The sequence below is a fragment of the Actinacidiphila paucisporea genome (assembly GCF_900142575.1).
GTDB lineage: Bacteria > Actinomycetota > Actinomycetes > Streptomycetales > Streptomycetaceae > Actinacidiphila > Actinacidiphila paucisporea.
Window position 1 is genome coordinate 1 of the sequence record NZ_FRBI01000049.1, and the last position, 17046, is coordinate 17046.

Here is a 17046-nt window from a genome sequence, read left to right on the forward strand (position 1 = left end):
CAGGAACTTGCAACCGTCCTGTCGCATCTCCGGGACGCGTAAGACGCTGGAGGCTGTTGTGACGAGTATCGAGCTCAACGGTTTTGCGGAGCCCGACGCACTGCCCGGATTGGCTTTGAGGTGGTTCGAGGCGGTGACCGGAGGCTTGCTCGCTGATGTGGTCGGGGGGTTGCGGGACGGTGAGGTGGCGTTGCCCCGGTCCCGTCCTGGCGTCGGGAGCGAGCCGTGGGGCGCGCCGGGGACAATGTGGGCGTCCTTGACGCGTTACGGCAGCGCCGCTGGGCGGGTGACAAGTCGGCGGGCCTGGTCGGCGCGCGGTTGGAGCACGTTCTTGAAGGGCTTCGCGAAGTTTCCGGCCGGCGTGGGGATGGATATCGTCGAGCTGGACGCCACTGGTTATCCAAGGTTCGGGGACCGAGCTTCGATCGTGCTGCGGACGGTGAATGACGAACGCCGTTGGTTCCGTATGGTCTGTGAGTTCGGTGCGTTTCCGGAGGGGCCGAAGAACCGGATCGCACGGCTGACGGAGGAGGACGCGCGGGATCTCGCCTGGGAGATGGCTCAGGAGATGCCCGTCACCTACGGCGGTGTGGGAGACGACGGGCGGCATTGGGGGCCCACCATGCTGGAAGACCGCTTGGCGCGGGAGGCGAGGGTGGGAGTCACGGAGAGCCGCGAGGTGCTGCGCGGGTACCCGTGGGTGACGGTGTGCGCGCCGGAGATCGCGGCTCGGCTCGGAGGCCCGGACGCGCTGCGTGCCAGCGGTGCTTTCCATGAGGTGCGGGTGCTGCCCACCGGCTCGGTGTGGCTGCAGGCCACCGAGCATCTCGACGACTACACGGGCGATGCCCTGCGCCGGGTATTCGAGACGGTGGCTCCGGTCCTTCCCCCTGGCGAGCCCAGGACCTACCTGGGAAAGGAACTCGGCCGCATCATCTACGCGGACGCGAGCGCGTACCAGCAGCGGTAGTTGTAGCGGCTGGAGGGGCGCAGTTCACGCACGCAGATGGGTGAGCTGCAACCCGGCACGAGTCGCACCGTGTGGCTGGAAGGGCGGCACAACTGGGGGAGAGGCGGTGGCATGTAGCCGGGTATTCATGGACTGGCAGGTGGTCGGACTGGCTGTGATCACGGCCGTGGCCGGCCCAGGGAGTGCGGTTATGGGGGACCTCCCCGTCGTCTCGGGGGTTGTGCTCGCCGTCATCGGCCAGTCGGTCGGCTGGTGGTATCTCTTCCGCTGTCTCACGGACACGTGGGACAGCCGGGTGGCTCGCCGACATGCCTACCCCGGCTCCTGCTCCGCGATCATTCCGTGGGCGATCTTCACTGTGCCGTTCTATGGTCACCGTCTGCTCCTTGGACAGGCCGTGCACCGCTGCCTGGGAAAGACGACGGGGTGCAGCCTCGCCCAGGTTCTGGTGAGCGCAGCCGTGGCCGCTCTGGCGGCGGTGCTGACGTGGGGCGTGATCGTACGCGTCACGAGCGCCCGGGAGGTGGCGACGCCGAACGGACCGAGCGGCGCGGCGCACTTCCCGCGGTACCGGGTGCACTGGTCGTGGCCGTGCTGCTGCTGTGGCCGGCCGTCGCGGTATGGAACGGACTCGCAACCGGGTCCGGTGAGGCTGAAGCGGAGGATCACCGACTGCTCGCGCACGATGGTCTCGGTGATCCGGGGGCGGACTCCGGCGGCGTGCAGGCGGCCGTAGCAGGCCAGCACGTCGGCGCGTGAGTGGCAGGTCTGGGGCGCGTCGCCTTCGCCGCCCCAGCGGACGTCCGGGGACAGCAGCGGCCCTAGGAGGGCGAGGTCGCCGGCCTCGAACGCTTCCTGCAGGCGGTCGGCCACGGCTTCGGCGGTCTCGCTCATCGGTCGCTCTTCCGTTTGTTCGTTGCTGGCCGGTACAGGTCCTCGCTCTCCAGCAGCACACGGTTCATGGCGAGCGCCTGGTGGCGCACGCCGGGACCGCAGGCCGGCTCGTGCTGCTACCGCTGCACTCCATGGCAACCCCCGCAGTGGAACATCGTGCCGACGCAGATCCCGCCGGTGCTGCTGGCGGCAGTACCCCGGAACTCGAACCGTCATCGCACCCTGGGGAAGGATTGCGTCCCGGCGGCTGGCACAGGTTACTTCTTCCTCGAACGCCGAAAATCTGTGATGGCCGAAGTAGACATTGCACGGTGGTGTGGTTATGGTTTCTCTCGTAGTCGAGTTCAGCAAGGCCCGGCAGACACGAACTGCCGGGCAGCAGTACACGCAGGTTGCAGTACGCAGGACGGTGCGGTGGTGGAGTTCCGAAGCCAGAGCGATTGCCTGACGGCGACGGGGCTGACGACCGGACCGGGCGGCCCGCGGTGATCAGGGGCCGCCACGAGTAGGACCGCAGTTGATGCAGTGGCAGTAAGTGCAGTCGCAGTACCCAGCAGTGAAGTCAGTGAGCAGCACCTCGGTAAAGGCGTCGGCTGCGGGCGCGCGTACCGGGAGGTTCGGTAGTGGGGTTCCAAGCCAGAGCAGACGCAGGACGGGCGACGGGGCTGGCTGCCGAAGAGTGGCGCTTACTCAAGGCCACCAGCAGTTCGCATCACCGGCAGTACTAGCAGTACGCAACACCAGCAGTTCACGTTCGGCAGGTAGTTGATCCAGAGGGAAGAACGGAGGAGCCCAAGCATCATCGGGATCGCCCGGGCGGACGACTGAAGCCCGGGTACCGCAGGACATCGTTAGTGAAGTGGTCTCCGGTCAAGCAACCGCGATCCCCGCACACGCCGGTACCCCCTTCGGCGGTGCGGACACAGTAGGCCGGCGCAGTACAAGGGCCGGCAGATGGTGTAGCAGTTCCTTCGGGGCCCTGGTGCCGCTCGGCACCAGGGCCCCTCACACGTGTTCCACAGAGAGGCGAGATGACAGCAGACGACTCCTACGGCCGGCTCGATGACGACGACTACCCCGCCTACACCATGGGCCGGGCCGTCGAACTGCTCGGCACCACCCAGAACTTCCTGCGCGCCATCGGCGAAGCCCGCCTGATCACCCCGCTCCGCTCCGACGGCGGCCACCGCCGCTACTCCCGCTACCAGCTGCGCATCGCCGCCCGCGCCCGCGAACTCGTCGACCAGGGCACGTCGATCGGGGCTGCCTGCCGCATCGTCATCCTCGAAGACCAGCTCGAGGAAGCCCGGCGTATCAACGAGGAACTGCGCGGCTCTACGGCCCACGACCGCGCCACCGCCTGACCGGCACTCCCGTCCTGGCCGGTTTCCGCATTATGCGCCAATTCTCATAATATATGCGCATGATCGCTGAAGATGCCCAGTCGCCGGCACACGGACGGGAGCCCCGGCACCTGTCCGGTCCCACACCCGACAACTTCCGCGCACCAGCGGTCGATTCGCCTGCCGGCCCGACCGGTCGGCTGAGTGCCGGGCAGGCAGCCGCCGGCGTGGAAGGCGGGGTGGAGCGCGCGGCGGCAGCGGTGAATCCGGGGATGCGTGGCTGGCTGCATGCCGGGATGTTCCCCCTCGCGCTGGCCGGCGGCGTCGTCCTAGTCGTCCTGGCGCGTTCGGCTGCGGCGGTTGCGGCCTGCTCGGTGTACGCGGCCTCGGCGCTGCTGCTGTTCGGCGCGAGCGCGGTGTACCACCGCGGCACCTGGGGCCCGCGTGGGGAGGCGGTCCTGCGCCGTCTGGACCACGCGAACATCTTTTTGATCATCGCCGGCACGTACACCCCCCTGGCGGTACTGCTGCTGCCCGCGCGCCAGCAGGTGGTGCTGCTGTCCCTGGTGTGATCCGGCGCCGTGGCCGGCATCGCGTTCCGCGTCTGGTGGATCCGGGCACCGCGCTGGCTGTACACCCTGTGCTACATCGCCCTGGGCTGGGCGGCCGTCTTCTACCTGCCCGATTTCGCGCGCACCGGCGGCCCCGCAGTCGTCCTCCTGGTCATCGCCGGCGGCCTGCTCTACACCGCAGGCGCCCTCGTCTACGGCCTGAAACGCCCCGACCCCTGGCCGCGCTGGTTCGGCTTCCACGAGGTCTTCCACGCCCTCACTCTCGCCGCCTTCACCGCCCATTACATCGCCATCCTCCTGGCAGCCACCTGACCGGCGCTCGGGCGTTCTCAAGCGCAGGGCCTGTGTGGGCCGGCTGGCGCGGGACCCGGACACGGGCAGGGGTCCCGCGGTAGACCATGATGTCCGGCAAGATGACAGGCACAGCGTTGGAGCCCTGAGTGCCATCGAGCAGTGGGGAGTCGTCGTGACCGCAGCAAGGCCGAACGGGGACGGCGAAGGTGCAGCTCCTCCCGGCGGGACGAGCATGGACACGGCGTTGTCGCTGGCGGGGGTCCTGGCGGCGGCGGAGGCCGCTGCGCCAGTGGAGTCCCTCGACGTGGTCGCGCGGATACTCAAGGAGCATCTCGGGGCGGCGTCGGTGTCCTTCCTGATCACCGACTTCACCGGAAGTTCAGTCGTACGGCTGGGCACTGCGGGAAGCGTGGACACCGGTGAGCCGGCCCGGCGCATCACGCTGCGGGGCACCGTCTACGACGACGTGATCCGCACCCAGCAGCCGGCCATCGAGGACAGCGGCCGGGGGACGTACACGCGGGTCGTGGCCCCGGTGACCAACCGCGGCGACGCCATCGGGCTCCTGGAGCTGTTCCTGCCCGCAGCGCCGGATGCGGAGGTGATGCGGGAAATCGGCGAGAGCGCACACGCGCTGGCCTACATCGTCATCACGAACCGGTCCTTCACCGACATCTACCAATGGGGCCGGCGCACCAGCCCGCTGAGCCTGGCCGCGGAGATCCAGCACCGGCTGCTCCCGGCGTCGCTGGCCTGCGAGGCCGCACAGTTCGCGGTCGCCGGGGCGCTGGAGCCCGCCGACCACGTCGGCGGCGACACCTTCGACTACGCGATCGACCGCGACGCCGTCCAACTGTCCGTCACCGACGCCATGGGCCACGACGTCCAGGCAGCGCTCCTGGCCACCCTCGTGGTGGGTGCGTTGCGCCGGGCGCGGCGCGCGGGCGAAAGCCTCCTTGAGCAGGCCCGCCAAGCCGACCAGGCGATGCGGGACCACGGCCGCGAAGGCTACGTCACCGGCCAGCTGCTGCGGATCAGCCTGCTCGACGGCAGAGCCGAGTTCGTCAACGCCGGGCACCCCTGGCCGCTGCTGCTGCGGGACGGCCGGGTGCGGCAGATCGCCCCGAAGGTCGATCTGCCGTTCGGTGTCCTGCCGCTGCACACCTACCGGGTACAGTCGCTCGACCTGCGGCCGGGGGATCGGCTGGTCATGCTGACGGACGGCATGCTGGAACGCAACGCCAAGAGCCTGGACCTGTCCGATCTGATCGGTCACACCCGCGCACTGCATCCTCGCGAAGCCGCCCGCACCCTCATCGGGGCGATCGTCGATGCTGGCGAGGGCCACCTGGACGACGACGCGACCGTCATGTGCCTGGACTGGCACGGCGCCCACCACTCCCAGCGGGACGCCGCCACCGGCGCCGACCTCTCCGACGCCTCACAACCATCAGGGCGAGAAGGATCACCCCGGGCAATGACTTGATGCGTCAGGGACGACTCGGCAGCAGCCCGCGATGCACTTCCCGCTTGGAGGACGCGATTGCGTCCGGAGTCCGCCTGTCGTGCAGGTCGGTGCGGAACCCCCGGCCGACGGGCTTCCAGCCTTCGAAGGCGGCGGGTTGGCACCGTACTGAGAATCTGTGATCTGGCCTGCGGCACTGCCCGCGTGCTTCCGACGAGACGCACCGGGGCCTCCAGGAGTACGCAGGTGCTGACGACGACCTCCCGAGACCCGGGACATCGCGCGATACCGCACCGAAGGTCTTCCCCACTTGCGTTCCTGCGGTCGGAGAGATACCAGCGCTTTACGCGGCACGGCCCCTTCGGATGCAAGTCATGGATCGCATCCTCTCACAGCCCAAGATCGGCCGGACAGAACCTAATCTCCGGAGGCATCAAAGACGCCGACATGGGTGGGCTCACCGTCGGTATAGAGAAGGATGTAGAAGCCGTTCCATCGCATGCCGGCCTCTTCGTTCAGGGTGCGGCAGGCCCGAAATTGCTGGACGGTGGGATGCTTCACGCCCAAATGGTGCGTTATGCGTTCAGGTGACAGTGGGCGCAGCGTGGAGAAATCCTCCTCGGACTCTTCATCTGGTGCGTCCGTTGTCGTTACGACGCGGACGACGTCGAGCACCGTGTGGGTGCCGCTCACGCCGATAGACTCCACGTCGCGGTAGAACTCGACCAGGCTGCCATACCGCCCTCCGTCTCCGTACTCTTCCTGGAAGACCTGCTTGTGCAGGGCTTCCAGGGTGGCCTCGATTTCTCCCATGTAAGGGGTGACGTATTCCCGGTCGCTGGCACCCATGATCCTGCCCTACCTCGAAGTGATGTCGCCCTCAGCGTAGGCGCGGGGTCTGACATGTTCTGCCGCACTAGGTCGTACAGGCGCTTGAGGAACTCGACCTCTTCGAGACTCCCAGCCCAGTCGACATTCTGCAGGCGCAGGGCGTCGAGGGTCCGTGCCACCAACGGTGCAACGGCATCAGCTGATCCGGGCTATTGAATGTTAGGGATCGGTGAGTGCGCAGGGTTCGACTCACAGGTAAAAATTCGCAGTTCGCCGAACCGGCCCACGACTGTCCCGGTTGGTTCCCGCGCTGCGGGTTCTTGTTCCTCTGTCAACGAACGCTCTTCGAGTGGCCACCATCGATCGCTTCCGCCATCCCACTCACAACTGTCCACCTTTATGAGCAGTTTGACGGGGCCCGCGCAGTCCGGGCATTCGATATGTTGCAAACCGGTCAGGTGCCAACTCGGCCAACCGCCGATCTTCCATCCACGAGCTACCGACAGGGAGTACTGATAGCCCCCGTCCTCCGTACTGATGGCATCAGCGGCTTCCGCGAGAAGTGGAGGCAGTACTTCACTGTCGGGGTACTCGTCCACTCGCTCCTGGTCGATGGTGCACGGATGGACGAGGTATGAGTCCTCAACAGGCCATGAGGCTTCCCACGTCAATGACGAGAAACCATCGACGTGGCTGCTGTCCAGCCAACGAAGCTCTACCCTCGGTCCTTCGTATTCCGCGCTCGGTGGAAACTCAAGAAAATGATCATTCGGACACCAGAACACCTGGAGAAGATCAGCATTCTCGGGGAACAATATTTCCGGAAAATCTTTGCACAGAAACTGCCCGACGGCAAGCATTGGCAGCGGTTGGAAATTTCCCGCAGTATTCACGTATGAGTGGTCCGGGCAACTGGGCCACTCCATCCGCGCGCTCGTCTGTATCGCACCGCCCACGTGGCTGGATTCTGGGGCTGGAGTACCGCGCCTGGGGTGCAGGCGTACCGACGTCCGTCGCCACGGGCGCAGTCCGGGAATAATGGTGGTCACGTCGACGGGCGCCGGCCCCGTGGTGTGTACCATCAGCAACACTTCCTTGGTGAATCGCCACCGTCGATGGATAGTGCACTTTACAGCAGTCGGGTGGCCCGGTCACGTGAGGACCGGGCCACTCGGCTATGCGCTCAACGCAAGTCAGCCCAGCCATCCCCACGACTGGGACTGGTTGTTGTAGGCCCAGTTGGGGAAGGTCTTGGAGTTCGTCAGACCATTACTGGCCATGTAGAACATGCTCAGCGCGTATGGTCGGGAGCTTCCGTCACGATAGAGCGGGGTGACATTGTAGTACACGGAGACCCCTGGCTTGACTATCGCCCTCACCTGCTTTTCGAACTGATGGTACATGTTCGCCGAGTTGGTGGGGTTCTGTGCACACGTGACGAGATTCTCCTCGACCGTCCCGTCTCCTCCGAGGGAATTCCCGATCAAATGACAGCGTGAGACGTTGAAGCCCTGTCGCTGGGCATCGCTGAATCCGGATATCTGGAGCTTACGGTTGGCGGGCGATCCTTTCCCCAACGGATCCGTCAGGCAGGCCTCTGCTCCCTGCGCCTTCCCGTCCTTAAGCGGGTCGTAGGCGATCCAACCGCCGCCTCCGCCATTGATGCAGTCTTCGCGCCTGATGTTCCGGATTGTTTTCGTGAGGTCGTACGTGTCGCCCCCGAAAATGCTGTCCAGTCCGGCCAGAATCGACGGGCCATAGCGCGCGGCGAGCTGAATCCCTGCCTGTTCGCCCTTCTTCGCAATCGTGCCACCGGGCGCGTAGCCGTAGTTGTAGTGGGTCGGCGGGGTGATCTGCGGCTGCTGTGAGGCTTGGTCGTTCGACGGCGGCTGTTGTGATTCCGTGCTGAGGAGGTCCGGTATGGATCCGCAGTGGCCAGGTGCGTCGCAGATCATGTGGCCGTCGTACTCGACGTTGGTGGTGGGGTTGCCGCCGCCGAAGGCGTAGCGGTTGCCGGTCAGGGGGTCGGCGGCCAGGTCCATGTCGGCCAGCGCGCCGTTGTACATGTCCCGGGTGGTGAAAGTGTTCAGGCCGGGGTCGTAGTTCCGGAAGCCCATGTCGTAGGTGCCGGAGGTCTGGTCCCAGCGTTTGGCGTTGAACCGGTAGGCGTTGTAGGGATCCTTCGCCGGGTTCTGGGTATCGGGCTTGTCGATACCGGTGAACTCGTTGGTGTCGTTGCTGCCGTAGGCGGTGTAGCCGTAGGTGGCCTTCGTCTGGCCGGAGTCGTCGGTAACCGTTTCGACGTCGGTGTGGCTGTTATAGCCGTAGAAGCCGTCCGCGGTCGTGCCGTCGCTGTTGTGGGTGATCTGCGACAGGCGCTCGCCCCACGGGGAGTACTGGTAGGACTTGGCGAGTTGGCCGGCCACGGTCTCGTCCAGGATCTGGTCGGTCAGGCCGAGGTAGGCGTAGTCGGTGGTCTTGCCGCCCGTGGTCTCGGACGCGGTGCGGTCCAGCGGGTCGAAGGTGTAGGTCGTGGTGGTGCTGGTGCCACCGGCACCGAGTTTGGTGTCCTTGGCGACGTGGTCGAAGCCGTCGTAGGTGTTGCGTTCGATGACGGTCCCGGCGCTGGTGACGCTCTGCAGGCGCCCGTAGGGGTCGTATATGTAGCCGCCGGTGACGCCGCCCGTCGCGGAGGACAGCAGGCGGTTGCGGTCGTAGGCGAAGGTGGTCGCGGCACCTTGGACGGTCTGGGAGACGACGTTGGCGTTGGCGTCGTGGACGTAGGTCTCGGTGGTGGCGCCGTTGCCGGTCTTGACTGCCTGGGCGAGGCGGTCGGCGGGGTCGTAGATGTAGTCGGTGGTGGAGTTCAGGTACGCGGCGTGGTTGTCCGCGTTCTGCTTGCCGGCGATGTCCTCGGCCTTGTTGCCGTTGGGGTCCCAGGACAAGGTGTGGCTGTCGACCAGGGTACCGGTGGAGGTCTTCTCGATCTGGGTGTGGATCTCACCTGAGGGCCAGTAGGTGTAGTCAACGGTGTTGTTGTTGGCCTTTGTCTGTTCGAGCTGCTGGCCGCGCGGGGTGTAGGTGTAGGCGGTGGTCTTCGGTGAGGAGTCGGTTGCCGACGCGCCGACCTTCACGGTCTGCACGAGTTCCCGCAGGTCGTAGGTGTAGGTGGAGTACTGGCCGGGGTGGTCGGTGGTCTTAGGCTGCCCGTCGGGGTCGTAGGTGTAGGTGGTATGCGTCTTCTCCGTGCCGCCCGCCGACTCGGTGACTTTGGCCACCTGGTTTAGGCTGTCGTACGCGATCCCATAGGTGTCGACAGCCGCCCCCGGTGAGGAGTCGGCGATCGAGGTGAGGTTGCCGTTCGGGTCGTGGGCGTAGGTGAAGGTGTGCTTTTCCGTGTCGGTGTCGACGGTGTTGTCGCGGACCAGTTTGACCGCGTCGGCCGCCACCGTGCCGGCGCTGCTCTGCGTCAGGCTGACGCCTGCCGGGCCGCCCTGGGTGAAGGCGTAGGCGCCGAGGGAGACCCAGGTGTTGGCTCCGGTGGCCTGGCTGATCGGCTTGGCGGAGTTCGTGGCGCCGTGGGTGACGGTGTAGGTGGCGCTTGTTGCGGCACCCGTGATCTGTGGGTACTTGGCGTAGACGGTGTAGGTGCCGTCCTGCGGTACGTCGAGCTGCCAGGTGAAGGCGTCGGTGCCGGTGCCGGCTGCGTGGGTGCGGTAGTCGTAGCCCTGCTCGGTCGTCGGGTCGCCGGTTGAGGCTGTGGCCCATGTACCGGTCGAACTCGTGCTCTGGCTGTCGGAGTTGTCGGCCAGCGCCACTTGCAGGCCGACCGGCACACCGTCGTCGCTGCGTGAGGCCAGGCTGCCGTCGGGGTAGAACGACCAGCCCATGGTCCGCGACGAGGAGCCGTCGGCTGAGGTCAGGGTCCGCGCGGTCTGCTTCCCGAGCTCGTTGTAGTCGTACGCGGTGGTGATCGACCAGGGGTCGGTGGAGGTCTTGGGCTGGCCGTCGTCGTAGTAGGTGTAGGTGGTGTCGTTTCGGACGCTTTGCCCGTTCGACGGCGGTGCCGAGGTTTTCGCCACCCGTCCGGCCGCGTCGTAGTCGGTCTCGGTGTAGAGGTTCGCGTTGTTGTAGCGGGCGTCGGCCGGATCGTAGGGCTGGTACTGGTGCGAGGGCCGGTTCAGCTCGTCGTAGGTCGTGCGGGTGGTGAACGCTGCCGTGGTTCCGGCGGCGTTGGCCCGCGGCGAGATCACCTGGGTCTGGTTGCCCACCTGGTCGTACTGGTAGGAGGTGGTGCGATAGGTCGGCGAGCCGGCGCTGCCCTGGTACGGGGACTTGGCTTGTGCGACCTTGCCTCGCTCGTCAAGGGCGAGGGTGGTGGTGTTGCCCTCGGCGTCCGTTGTGCTGGTCTTCTGCCCGTCCTTGTCGTAGCCGGTCTTGGTGACATTCCCGGCCGCGTCGGTGGCCTGCACCGGACGGTGGTCGAAGTCGTAGCCGGTCTTTGTGGTGTAGTCGGTGGTGTCGGTGGTGGCGTTTTTGACCGGGTCGATCACGACCGTGGGGTTGCCGACGTCGTCGTACTGGTAAGAGAGCTTGTCCCCGTTGGCGTTGATGACGTCGGTCAGCTCACCGATCGCGTCGTAGGCGTTGGTCGTGACGTAGTCGGTCAGGTCGGTGTTGGTCAGCGTGCCCTTGGGCTCGGTCGTCGTCCTGAGCTCACCGACCTTGTCGTACGTGTAGCTGGTGGTCCGGTCCGGGTCGGTGGTGTGGTCCCTGGGCGCGGTCGCCGAGACGATCTCGTCGGCGTTGTCGTACGCGGCTGTGGACACCGCGCCGTTGGGAGCGGTGGACTGAATGATGTTGTCGTTGGCGTCGTAGACCGGAGCCGGGGTGGTGACGTAGATGCTGTTCGCCTGGTCCTTGGGGACCTTCTTCACCAGTGGGCGGCCGTAGACGTCGTAGGTCTGCGTGGCGGTGTGACCCAGTTGGTCCGTCTCCGAGAGGACGTGGCCGAGAAGGTCGTACGCGGCCGTCGTGGCCTTGTTGAAGGGCGCGGGTCCGGTTGTCGTCTTCGGATAGCCGGTGGGCTCGAAATCGCTGAAGGTCGTGGTGTGCTGGTCGGCGTCCGTGGCCGACGTCAGCTCACCGTAGGCGTCGTAGCGGTATGTGGTGGTGTAGTCGCCGGTCGTGGAGGTGGAGACGCCCTTGGGGTCGGTGACCGTGGTGAGGTTGCCGAAGGTGTCGTAGCCGAACAGCCACTGACGGCCCTCGGGCGAGGTCTTGGTGCGCAGGTCGGCGGAGTAGCCGTCCAGGCGGGTCTGGTAGGTGTAGATGGTCGCGGGCCAGCCGTTCTTCACCACCTCCGCGTCCTGCATCGTCAGCGGGAAGCCGGTTTTCGAGTCGTAGGTCCACCTGGTGGTGGCGCCGTTGTCCTCGACCTGCTGCGTGACGTTGTTGTCCGCGTCCCACGATAGTTTCACCGCCTGGGACTTGGCGTTGGTGGTCTGCACCGGCCGACCGAAGTCGTCACTGACGTACGTCGTGGCATGCTGTTCTGCGTCGGTGACGATGGTGTCGGTGAAGGCACTGGTGGACGCATCGGCCGCGTAAGTGAAGGACGTGCCGTTGGCGAGCCGGTCGGTGATGGTCTTGGCCCACCAGTGGTACTTGGGGTCGTCGCCGGTCTTCGGCGCGTAGTAGTCCAGGTGGGTGGCGTGAGTGCGCGGGTCGGTTACCGTGACGAGCTTGACGTTCTTGGTGCCCTGGGTGGCGTCGTAGGTGAAGCCGAACACTTTCGGCTGCGAGGAGCCCGCGCCATCGGTGAGCTGCGCCATCAGGCCTTGCGTGGTGTATAGGAAGGTGACTTTGCGGGCCGGGTTGGTCCCGTCGGCCAGGGCCGTCATCGAGGCGAGGTGGTCGATGATCTTCGGGTTGGTGAGGTTCGTTCCCGACTGGACCGTGCCGTTGTCGTCGACGTAGGAGTATGCGTCGCCCTTGGCGTAGTACGTCAGGGTGAGGGTCTGCCGGCCGGTCGGGTCGGTGATGTACTGGAGGAACTTGACCGGCTTGTTGTTGGACTTGCGTGTGGCGTAGGTGAAGGTCTCGGTGTTGCCGTTCTTGTCGACGATCGACGTGGTGTAGCCGTCGCAGTCGTAGAAGTAGCGGGTGCCGTCTGGGCCCGTCATCGACCAGGCGTCGGGGGTGTCGTCCTTGTTCGGTGTGCAGTTGGCCGCGTTGTCGCCCTTGAGCAGGTAGTGGACGCCCGCTGGGGCTTTGAAGGTGCTGTCCGACTGCTTAGTGAAGACCGAAGAGGTGCCGTCTCCGTCGGTCAGGGTGACCGTGGTCGGGTTGGGGTTGGGGTGGAAGTCCAGTGCGGCGCCGAGGCGGATCGGGGCGGAGGCCTGCGGTGACCAGCCCGGCCCCATCACGGTGTCGGAGGTGTCGAGGGAGTTGTACGCGAACCGAACGAAGGTGCCCAGGCCGCGGCCGGGATTGACGAAGGCGTTGTAAGACCAGACCGCGTTGCCGGATGCCAGGTTGTCCATGACGGTGGAGCCGGCGCCGGTGTTCTTGCCGGCGTAGGAGTAGAACTTCTCCAGACCGATCTGGTCCGAGGTCGGGTCCTCGATCGTCTCGGACTGCGTCAGGCCGGCAACCCCGCCGGTGGAGTTCCAGGTGCCGGTGGTCTTGTTGTAGGCGTCCCAGGTCAGCGTGTATGCGGTCCGGCTGTTCGTCGGGTTGCCGGAGTCGGCGTTGGTCGGTGCCTTGACCTGCGCGTGGACCGTGACCGTCTCGCCGGGTGAGAGGTCCTGCGGCAGCGAGCTCTGAATCTGGTTGCCGCCGTTGGTGACGTCTGTGCCGTCGGGCAGCGTCCACCGGTACGACAGCGCCTCACTGGCCGCCGGCCAGGTCGTGTTCGTCGTGTTGGTGACTGTGACGTCGGCGTTGTACGTCGTGCCCGGCGTCATCCGGGCCGGTGTCGCAGGTGCGTAGTATGTCGAGTCCGTGGTCGCGTCGACGTAGGTGACGTCGAGTTGCGGGCGCAGTTGCGGTTCGGAGGTCTCGGAGGACGCGAAGACCGTGCGTTCCTGCGCTCCGGTGGTGGTCGACTCGTTGGCGACCTTCAGCAGCACGCCGTGGTTGGAGGTCGGTGTGGTGATCCAGCCCTGGGCGAGTGATGTGGCGTTCCACCAGTGCCGGACCGGGTCGTTGGTGACGGACGCGACGGTGTCCGAGACCGTGCCGGCGTAGTCACCGCCCGCCGTTGTCCACGGTGTGGTGGAGGTGGCGTTGTTCCAGGTCGCGGTGGCTTCGTCGAAGTCCCGGTTGAGCCCGTGCAGCTCGTAGGTCGCTCTGCCGCCGCCGGTGTTGGTGGTGATCGTCGACCATGCCTGGAGCTGCGCGCTGATCACCCGGGCGGTCGGCGGCATCGAGGTGGTGGGGAACTTCAGCGCCGCCCTGGTCGCCCCGAAGGTGGTGGAGTTGTTGCCGACCGACAGCCACTTCTGGTTCACACCGTCGGAGGAGATCGTGTCGTGGGCGGTCGTGGGCTGAGCGGAGGACAGCGTGGTGTCGGTCTGCCCAGCCTGGATGATCTGCATGGTCTGCCCGGCCTTCGGCAGCTCCGCCAGCTGCACAGGGCCGCCGATGACCTGTCCGCCCTTGGTCTTCACCGCCACCTCGTAGTACACCGCATGGAACGGGTCCGTCGCATCGGCCGGGGTCGGTATCGCTGTGCTGTCGGTGAAGGAGGTCGTCCCCGACGCTACCGGTGCGATCAGGGTTGCGGCCGACGGGGTGAAGCCCTGGAACACCGAGCGGTGCACCTGGTACTCCGCCAGGTCATTAGCCGGGTTGCCCGTGGTGTTGGTGTAAGCGGGCCACGACAGCTCCGCGCCCGTCGCATGGATCACAGTCGGCGGGTTGAGCGTCACGCCCGGAGTGCCGTAGGCGATCGTCAACTTAGGGTACGTGGCAGTCTCACCGCCGTACCCGAACTCCGACGCCTCGTACAGCGGGCCGCCTTGGCCCAGGGTGGACTCGTCAGCCGCCTGCAGCACGAAGCCGTTGTTCGCGGTGCCGTTGACCCACTTCTGCACCGTGTCGGTCACCGCGAAGTTTTGCCACTGGTCGTAGGAGCCGGCTGCCTTCGTCAGCGTCGTGCCCGGCTCCACCAACCGCACCGCGTCCGCGATCACCGACGTCGACGCCGACGCCGGACCGTCACCGAGGACGACCTTGCCTGCGGTGCCGGCCGCGAACGGCAGCGCGGTCCCGTTGTTCAGCGCCCGCCAGACACCACCGGTGCCTGCGGACTGGTCGATCGTGCCGGTGTAGGTGCCGCCGTTGTATGTCACCGTGTACGGGGCGTTCGTCGCCCGGTCGGATGCCGGGATCGAGTGAACGTCCACCCGGTACGAACCAGCTGCGGGGACGGTCGGCTGCCAGGTGTAGGTGTCCCCGACCACCGTGTCCTTGTTGTACGCGTAGTCTGCGTTGATCCCGTATTGAGTGTATGCGGTGTTCGACGAATACGGCCAGGCGCCCTTCGCCGCAGTCCCCGCGTCACCGTCGTCCAACTGCACCGTGGTGCCCGACAGCTCACCTGACAGGGCGCTGGTGCCGTTCCAGGTCGCTGTCGTCGCATCCCACGCGCCCGTGGCCCGGTGCGCCTCGATTACCACGCTGTTGGCGTTCGAGGTGTGCACCTGGTTGTAGTACACGCCCAGTTGAGCTGACGTGATCTTCGTGCCTGTGGGGATCCCCGTCACCGGGAACTTCAACAGCGACCGCAGTTTGCCCGTCGCCGTGGTGCCGACCCCCAGCTGCCATGTGCCGTTGAGGTTCGTCGTCGGCTGCGTGGAGTCCACCATCACGTCCTGCGAGGTGGACGGCGTCGGTGCCAGCACGATCGTGGGGTCAACCGCCACCGGGAACCGCCGGCCGGCTGCCGACAGCCACTTCTGGTCGGGAATGAGCCTGATCTGCCAGCCGGTTCCGTGGCGGACCAGGTTCTGCGCTACCGCGCCGTGGGTCAGGTCCGCCACCGGGGCGTCGGTGTTCGCCGGAGCCTGGAACATCACCGCGGCCGGGATCACCATCCGCGGCCGACCCGTCTCATCCCCGCCGTACAGCGCGATCGACCCGTCGGCCTGCTGCTTCGGCGTCAGGCCCTGCGCGTCCAGGTCGAACGTGAACGACACCGGACCGACCGACTTGCCGGCCAGGACCAGGTTCTCCTTCACCGCCCCCCGGCCCACGGTGTACGTGGCATCCACACCCGGCAGCACACCGGCATACCTGACCGCATCACCCTGCGCCGACGGCTTCACCCCCGCGGCTGCGCCCTCCAATCGCAGCGACACCGCGTGCGAGGCATCCGCCTCGAACCGCACTAACTGACCGCCGCTGCCCCCGAAGTACGTGGCCGCGAGGTTCGAGGTGTTCGCCAGCCGGTAGTCCTTGCGCGTGGACGCAACCACGCTCGTGTCGATGGCCTTCCACCCGCTGCCAAATCTGTACGACTCCGGCACCGCCGACACCTCGGACTGCGTCGTACCGTCCGACATCTGCCAGAACCGCGCCGACGACGTCCGCCGCCCGGTCAGCTCCCGCACCCGGTGCGCTGGAGGAAGCCGCTTACCCGGCGGCAGTTTCTGCCGGTCCGCGATCGCCCCGTCAGGGCCGTTCGCCGGATCCGGCGCATAGTGCTTGCGCGAGAACGCCGGCGGCGCCGCGCCCGAACCCGCCTTGCTCGGCTCGGCCACCGCCGCCGGAACATAAGCCAGAGAAGCCAGAAGCGAACCGGCAGCCACCGTTGTGGCCAACCGTCTAATCCGTCGCGCCCGCATACCAAGTCTCCCCAAAATCGACCAGTAACAAGGCAGCCGGAACCAGGCCATGCGAAAAGGCGCGCCGCACCAGTAAACACTGATGGCGTAAATGCGCCGCACGACCAGGAAGTACCTGTGACAGGACCACCGATACTCGACCGACCCGGGAGTCAACATGCTTGACGACTCACGGGTCAACCTGCTGCCCATAATGGGTGAGATTCCATCAAATGCCTTTTCCCCGCAGGTGGCTTCACGACCTTTGGTAGTTTTTTCCCCTCCGTGGAGGCGTCGGAGGCCCCGCCTCCGGCTTGCAACCAGCAATTCATTGCTAAATCTTGAACTTCACTGTAAGTACTTGATCCGGAATCATGCACTCCGAAGTTCTCATTCGCGCATTACCGCCGAGAAATGTCTCATTCCCGTACGTTGAGTGCAGGCGAAGTGTCGATACGGGGATAAATGAACCGGGTAGAAATTCCGAGCGATTCCACGGAAAGGAACTCTCTTGAACATCCCGAAAACCACCCAGTCATCGGAAAACGGACAGTCCGACGCCGACGCCACAACTCCCCGAAGACGCACCCGGCAGGCCGGGTCACACCCCTGCGCCGGTCCGCTCCTGGTCGGCGCTCTTGGCGCTCGCGGCGGCGGCCGCAGGAATCATCTCTCTGGGGGTCCCGCGCGGCGGTCATCCAGCGGGCAGCGCTCCCGCCACTACCCGGCCCACAGTCCCTGTGGCTACACCGTGACCGGCCGCAGCGCGGCGCGCCCTGCCCATGTGGACCACCCGAATGCCTTGTCCCGGAGGGACGAGGCATCAGGTGTCTGTGACGCTCAACCG

Annotated in this window: 7 protein-coding genes and 1 pseudogene; 4 read left to right on the top strand and 4 right to left on the bottom strand. The window is 66.2% G+C overall.

What is annotated here, in order from left to right:
• The first annotated feature begins 331 nt into the window (after positions 1 to 331).
• A complete protein-coding gene (locus BUE44_RS34750) occupies positions 332 to 970 on the top strand; it encodes a DUF3396 domain-containing protein (RefSeq protein ID WP_143172659.1) in 639 nt (212 codons plus the stop codon).
• A 372-nt stretch (positions 971 to 1342) separates the two neighbouring features.
• On the opposite strand, the gene BUE44_RS34755 is transcribed toward BUE44_RS34750, so the two are convergent.
• The gene (locus BUE44_RS34755) at positions 1343 to 1864 is read right to left on the bottom strand and encodes a nuclear transport factor 2 family protein (protein WP_073503016.1); all 522 of its coding nucleotides are present in this window, start codon (positions 1862 to 1864) and stop codon (positions 1343 to 1345) included.
• A 1031-nt stretch (positions 1865 to 2895) separates the two neighbouring features.
• Between BUE44_RS34755 and BUE44_RS34760 the strand changes: the two genes are divergently transcribed.
• The 3 genes and pseudogenes from BUE44_RS34760 (at position 2896) to BUE44_RS34770 (ending at position 5559) form a co-directional block, all read left to right on the top strand.
• Complete coding sequence (locus BUE44_RS34760; protein WP_073503017.1) at positions 2896 to 3228, top strand: MerR family transcriptional regulator; 333 nt, start codon at positions 2896 to 2898, stop codon at positions 3226 to 3228.
• A gap of 59 nt (positions 3229 to 3287) precedes the next feature.
• Positions 3288 to 4091 (top strand): annotated as a pseudogene (gene trhA, locus BUE44_RS34765) (PAQR family membrane homeostasis protein TrhA).
• Between the two features lie 214 nt (positions 4092 to 4305).
• On the top strand, positions 4306 to 5559 hold the full coding sequence (locus BUE44_RS34770) for a PP2C family protein-serine/threonine phosphatase (RefSeq protein WP_235002758.1): 1254 nt from the start codon (positions 4306 to 4308) through the stop codon (positions 5557 to 5559).
• Positions 5560 to 5955: 396 nt separating this feature from the next.
• On the opposite strand, the gene BUE44_RS34775 is transcribed toward BUE44_RS34770, so the two are convergent.
• The 3 genes from BUE44_RS34775 to BUE44_RS34785 all read right to left on the bottom strand — a co-directional run bounded on the left by BUE44_RS34775 (position 5956) and on the right by BUE44_RS34785 (position 15242).
• On the bottom strand, positions 5956 to 6387 hold the full coding sequence (locus BUE44_RS34775) for a hypothetical protein (RefSeq protein ID WP_073503018.1): 432 nt from the start codon (positions 6385 to 6387) through the stop codon (positions 5956 to 5958).
• A 191-nt stretch (positions 6388 to 6578) separates the two neighbouring features.
• On the bottom strand, positions 6579 to 7262 hold the full coding sequence (locus BUE44_RS34780; protein WP_235002759.1) for a hypothetical protein: 684 nt from the start codon (positions 7260 to 7262) through the stop codon (positions 6579 to 6581).
• 300 nt (positions 7263 to 7562) lie between these two features.
• On the bottom strand, positions 7563 to 15242 hold the full coding sequence (locus tag BUE44_RS34785) for a golvesin C-terminal-like domain-containing protein (RefSeq protein WP_456049221.1): 7680 nt from the start codon (positions 15240 to 15242) through the stop codon (positions 7563 to 7565).
• Positions 15243 to 17046 lie beyond the last annotated feature (1804 nt).

Coding starts and splice junctions, on each gene's coding strand:
- BUE44_RS34755 (WP_073503016.1), bottom strand. CDS start 1,864: ATGAGCGAGACCGCCGAAGCCGTGGCCGACCGCCTGCAGGAAGCGTTC.
- BUE44_RS34775 (WP_073503018.1), bottom strand. CDS start 6,387: ATGGGTGCCAGCGACCGGGAATACGTCACCCCTTACATGGGAGAAATC.
- BUE44_RS34785 (WP_456049221.1), bottom strand. CDS start 15,242: ATGGTGGACTCCACGCAGCCGACGACGAACCTCAACGGCACATGGCAG.
- BUE44_RS34770 (WP_235002758.1), top strand. CDS start 4,306: ATGGACACGGCGTTGTCGCTGGCGGGGGTCCTGGCGGCGGCGGAGGCC.
- BUE44_RS34760 (WP_073503017.1), top strand. CDS start 2,896: ATGACAGCAGACGACTCCTACGGCCGGCTCGATGACGACGACTACCCC.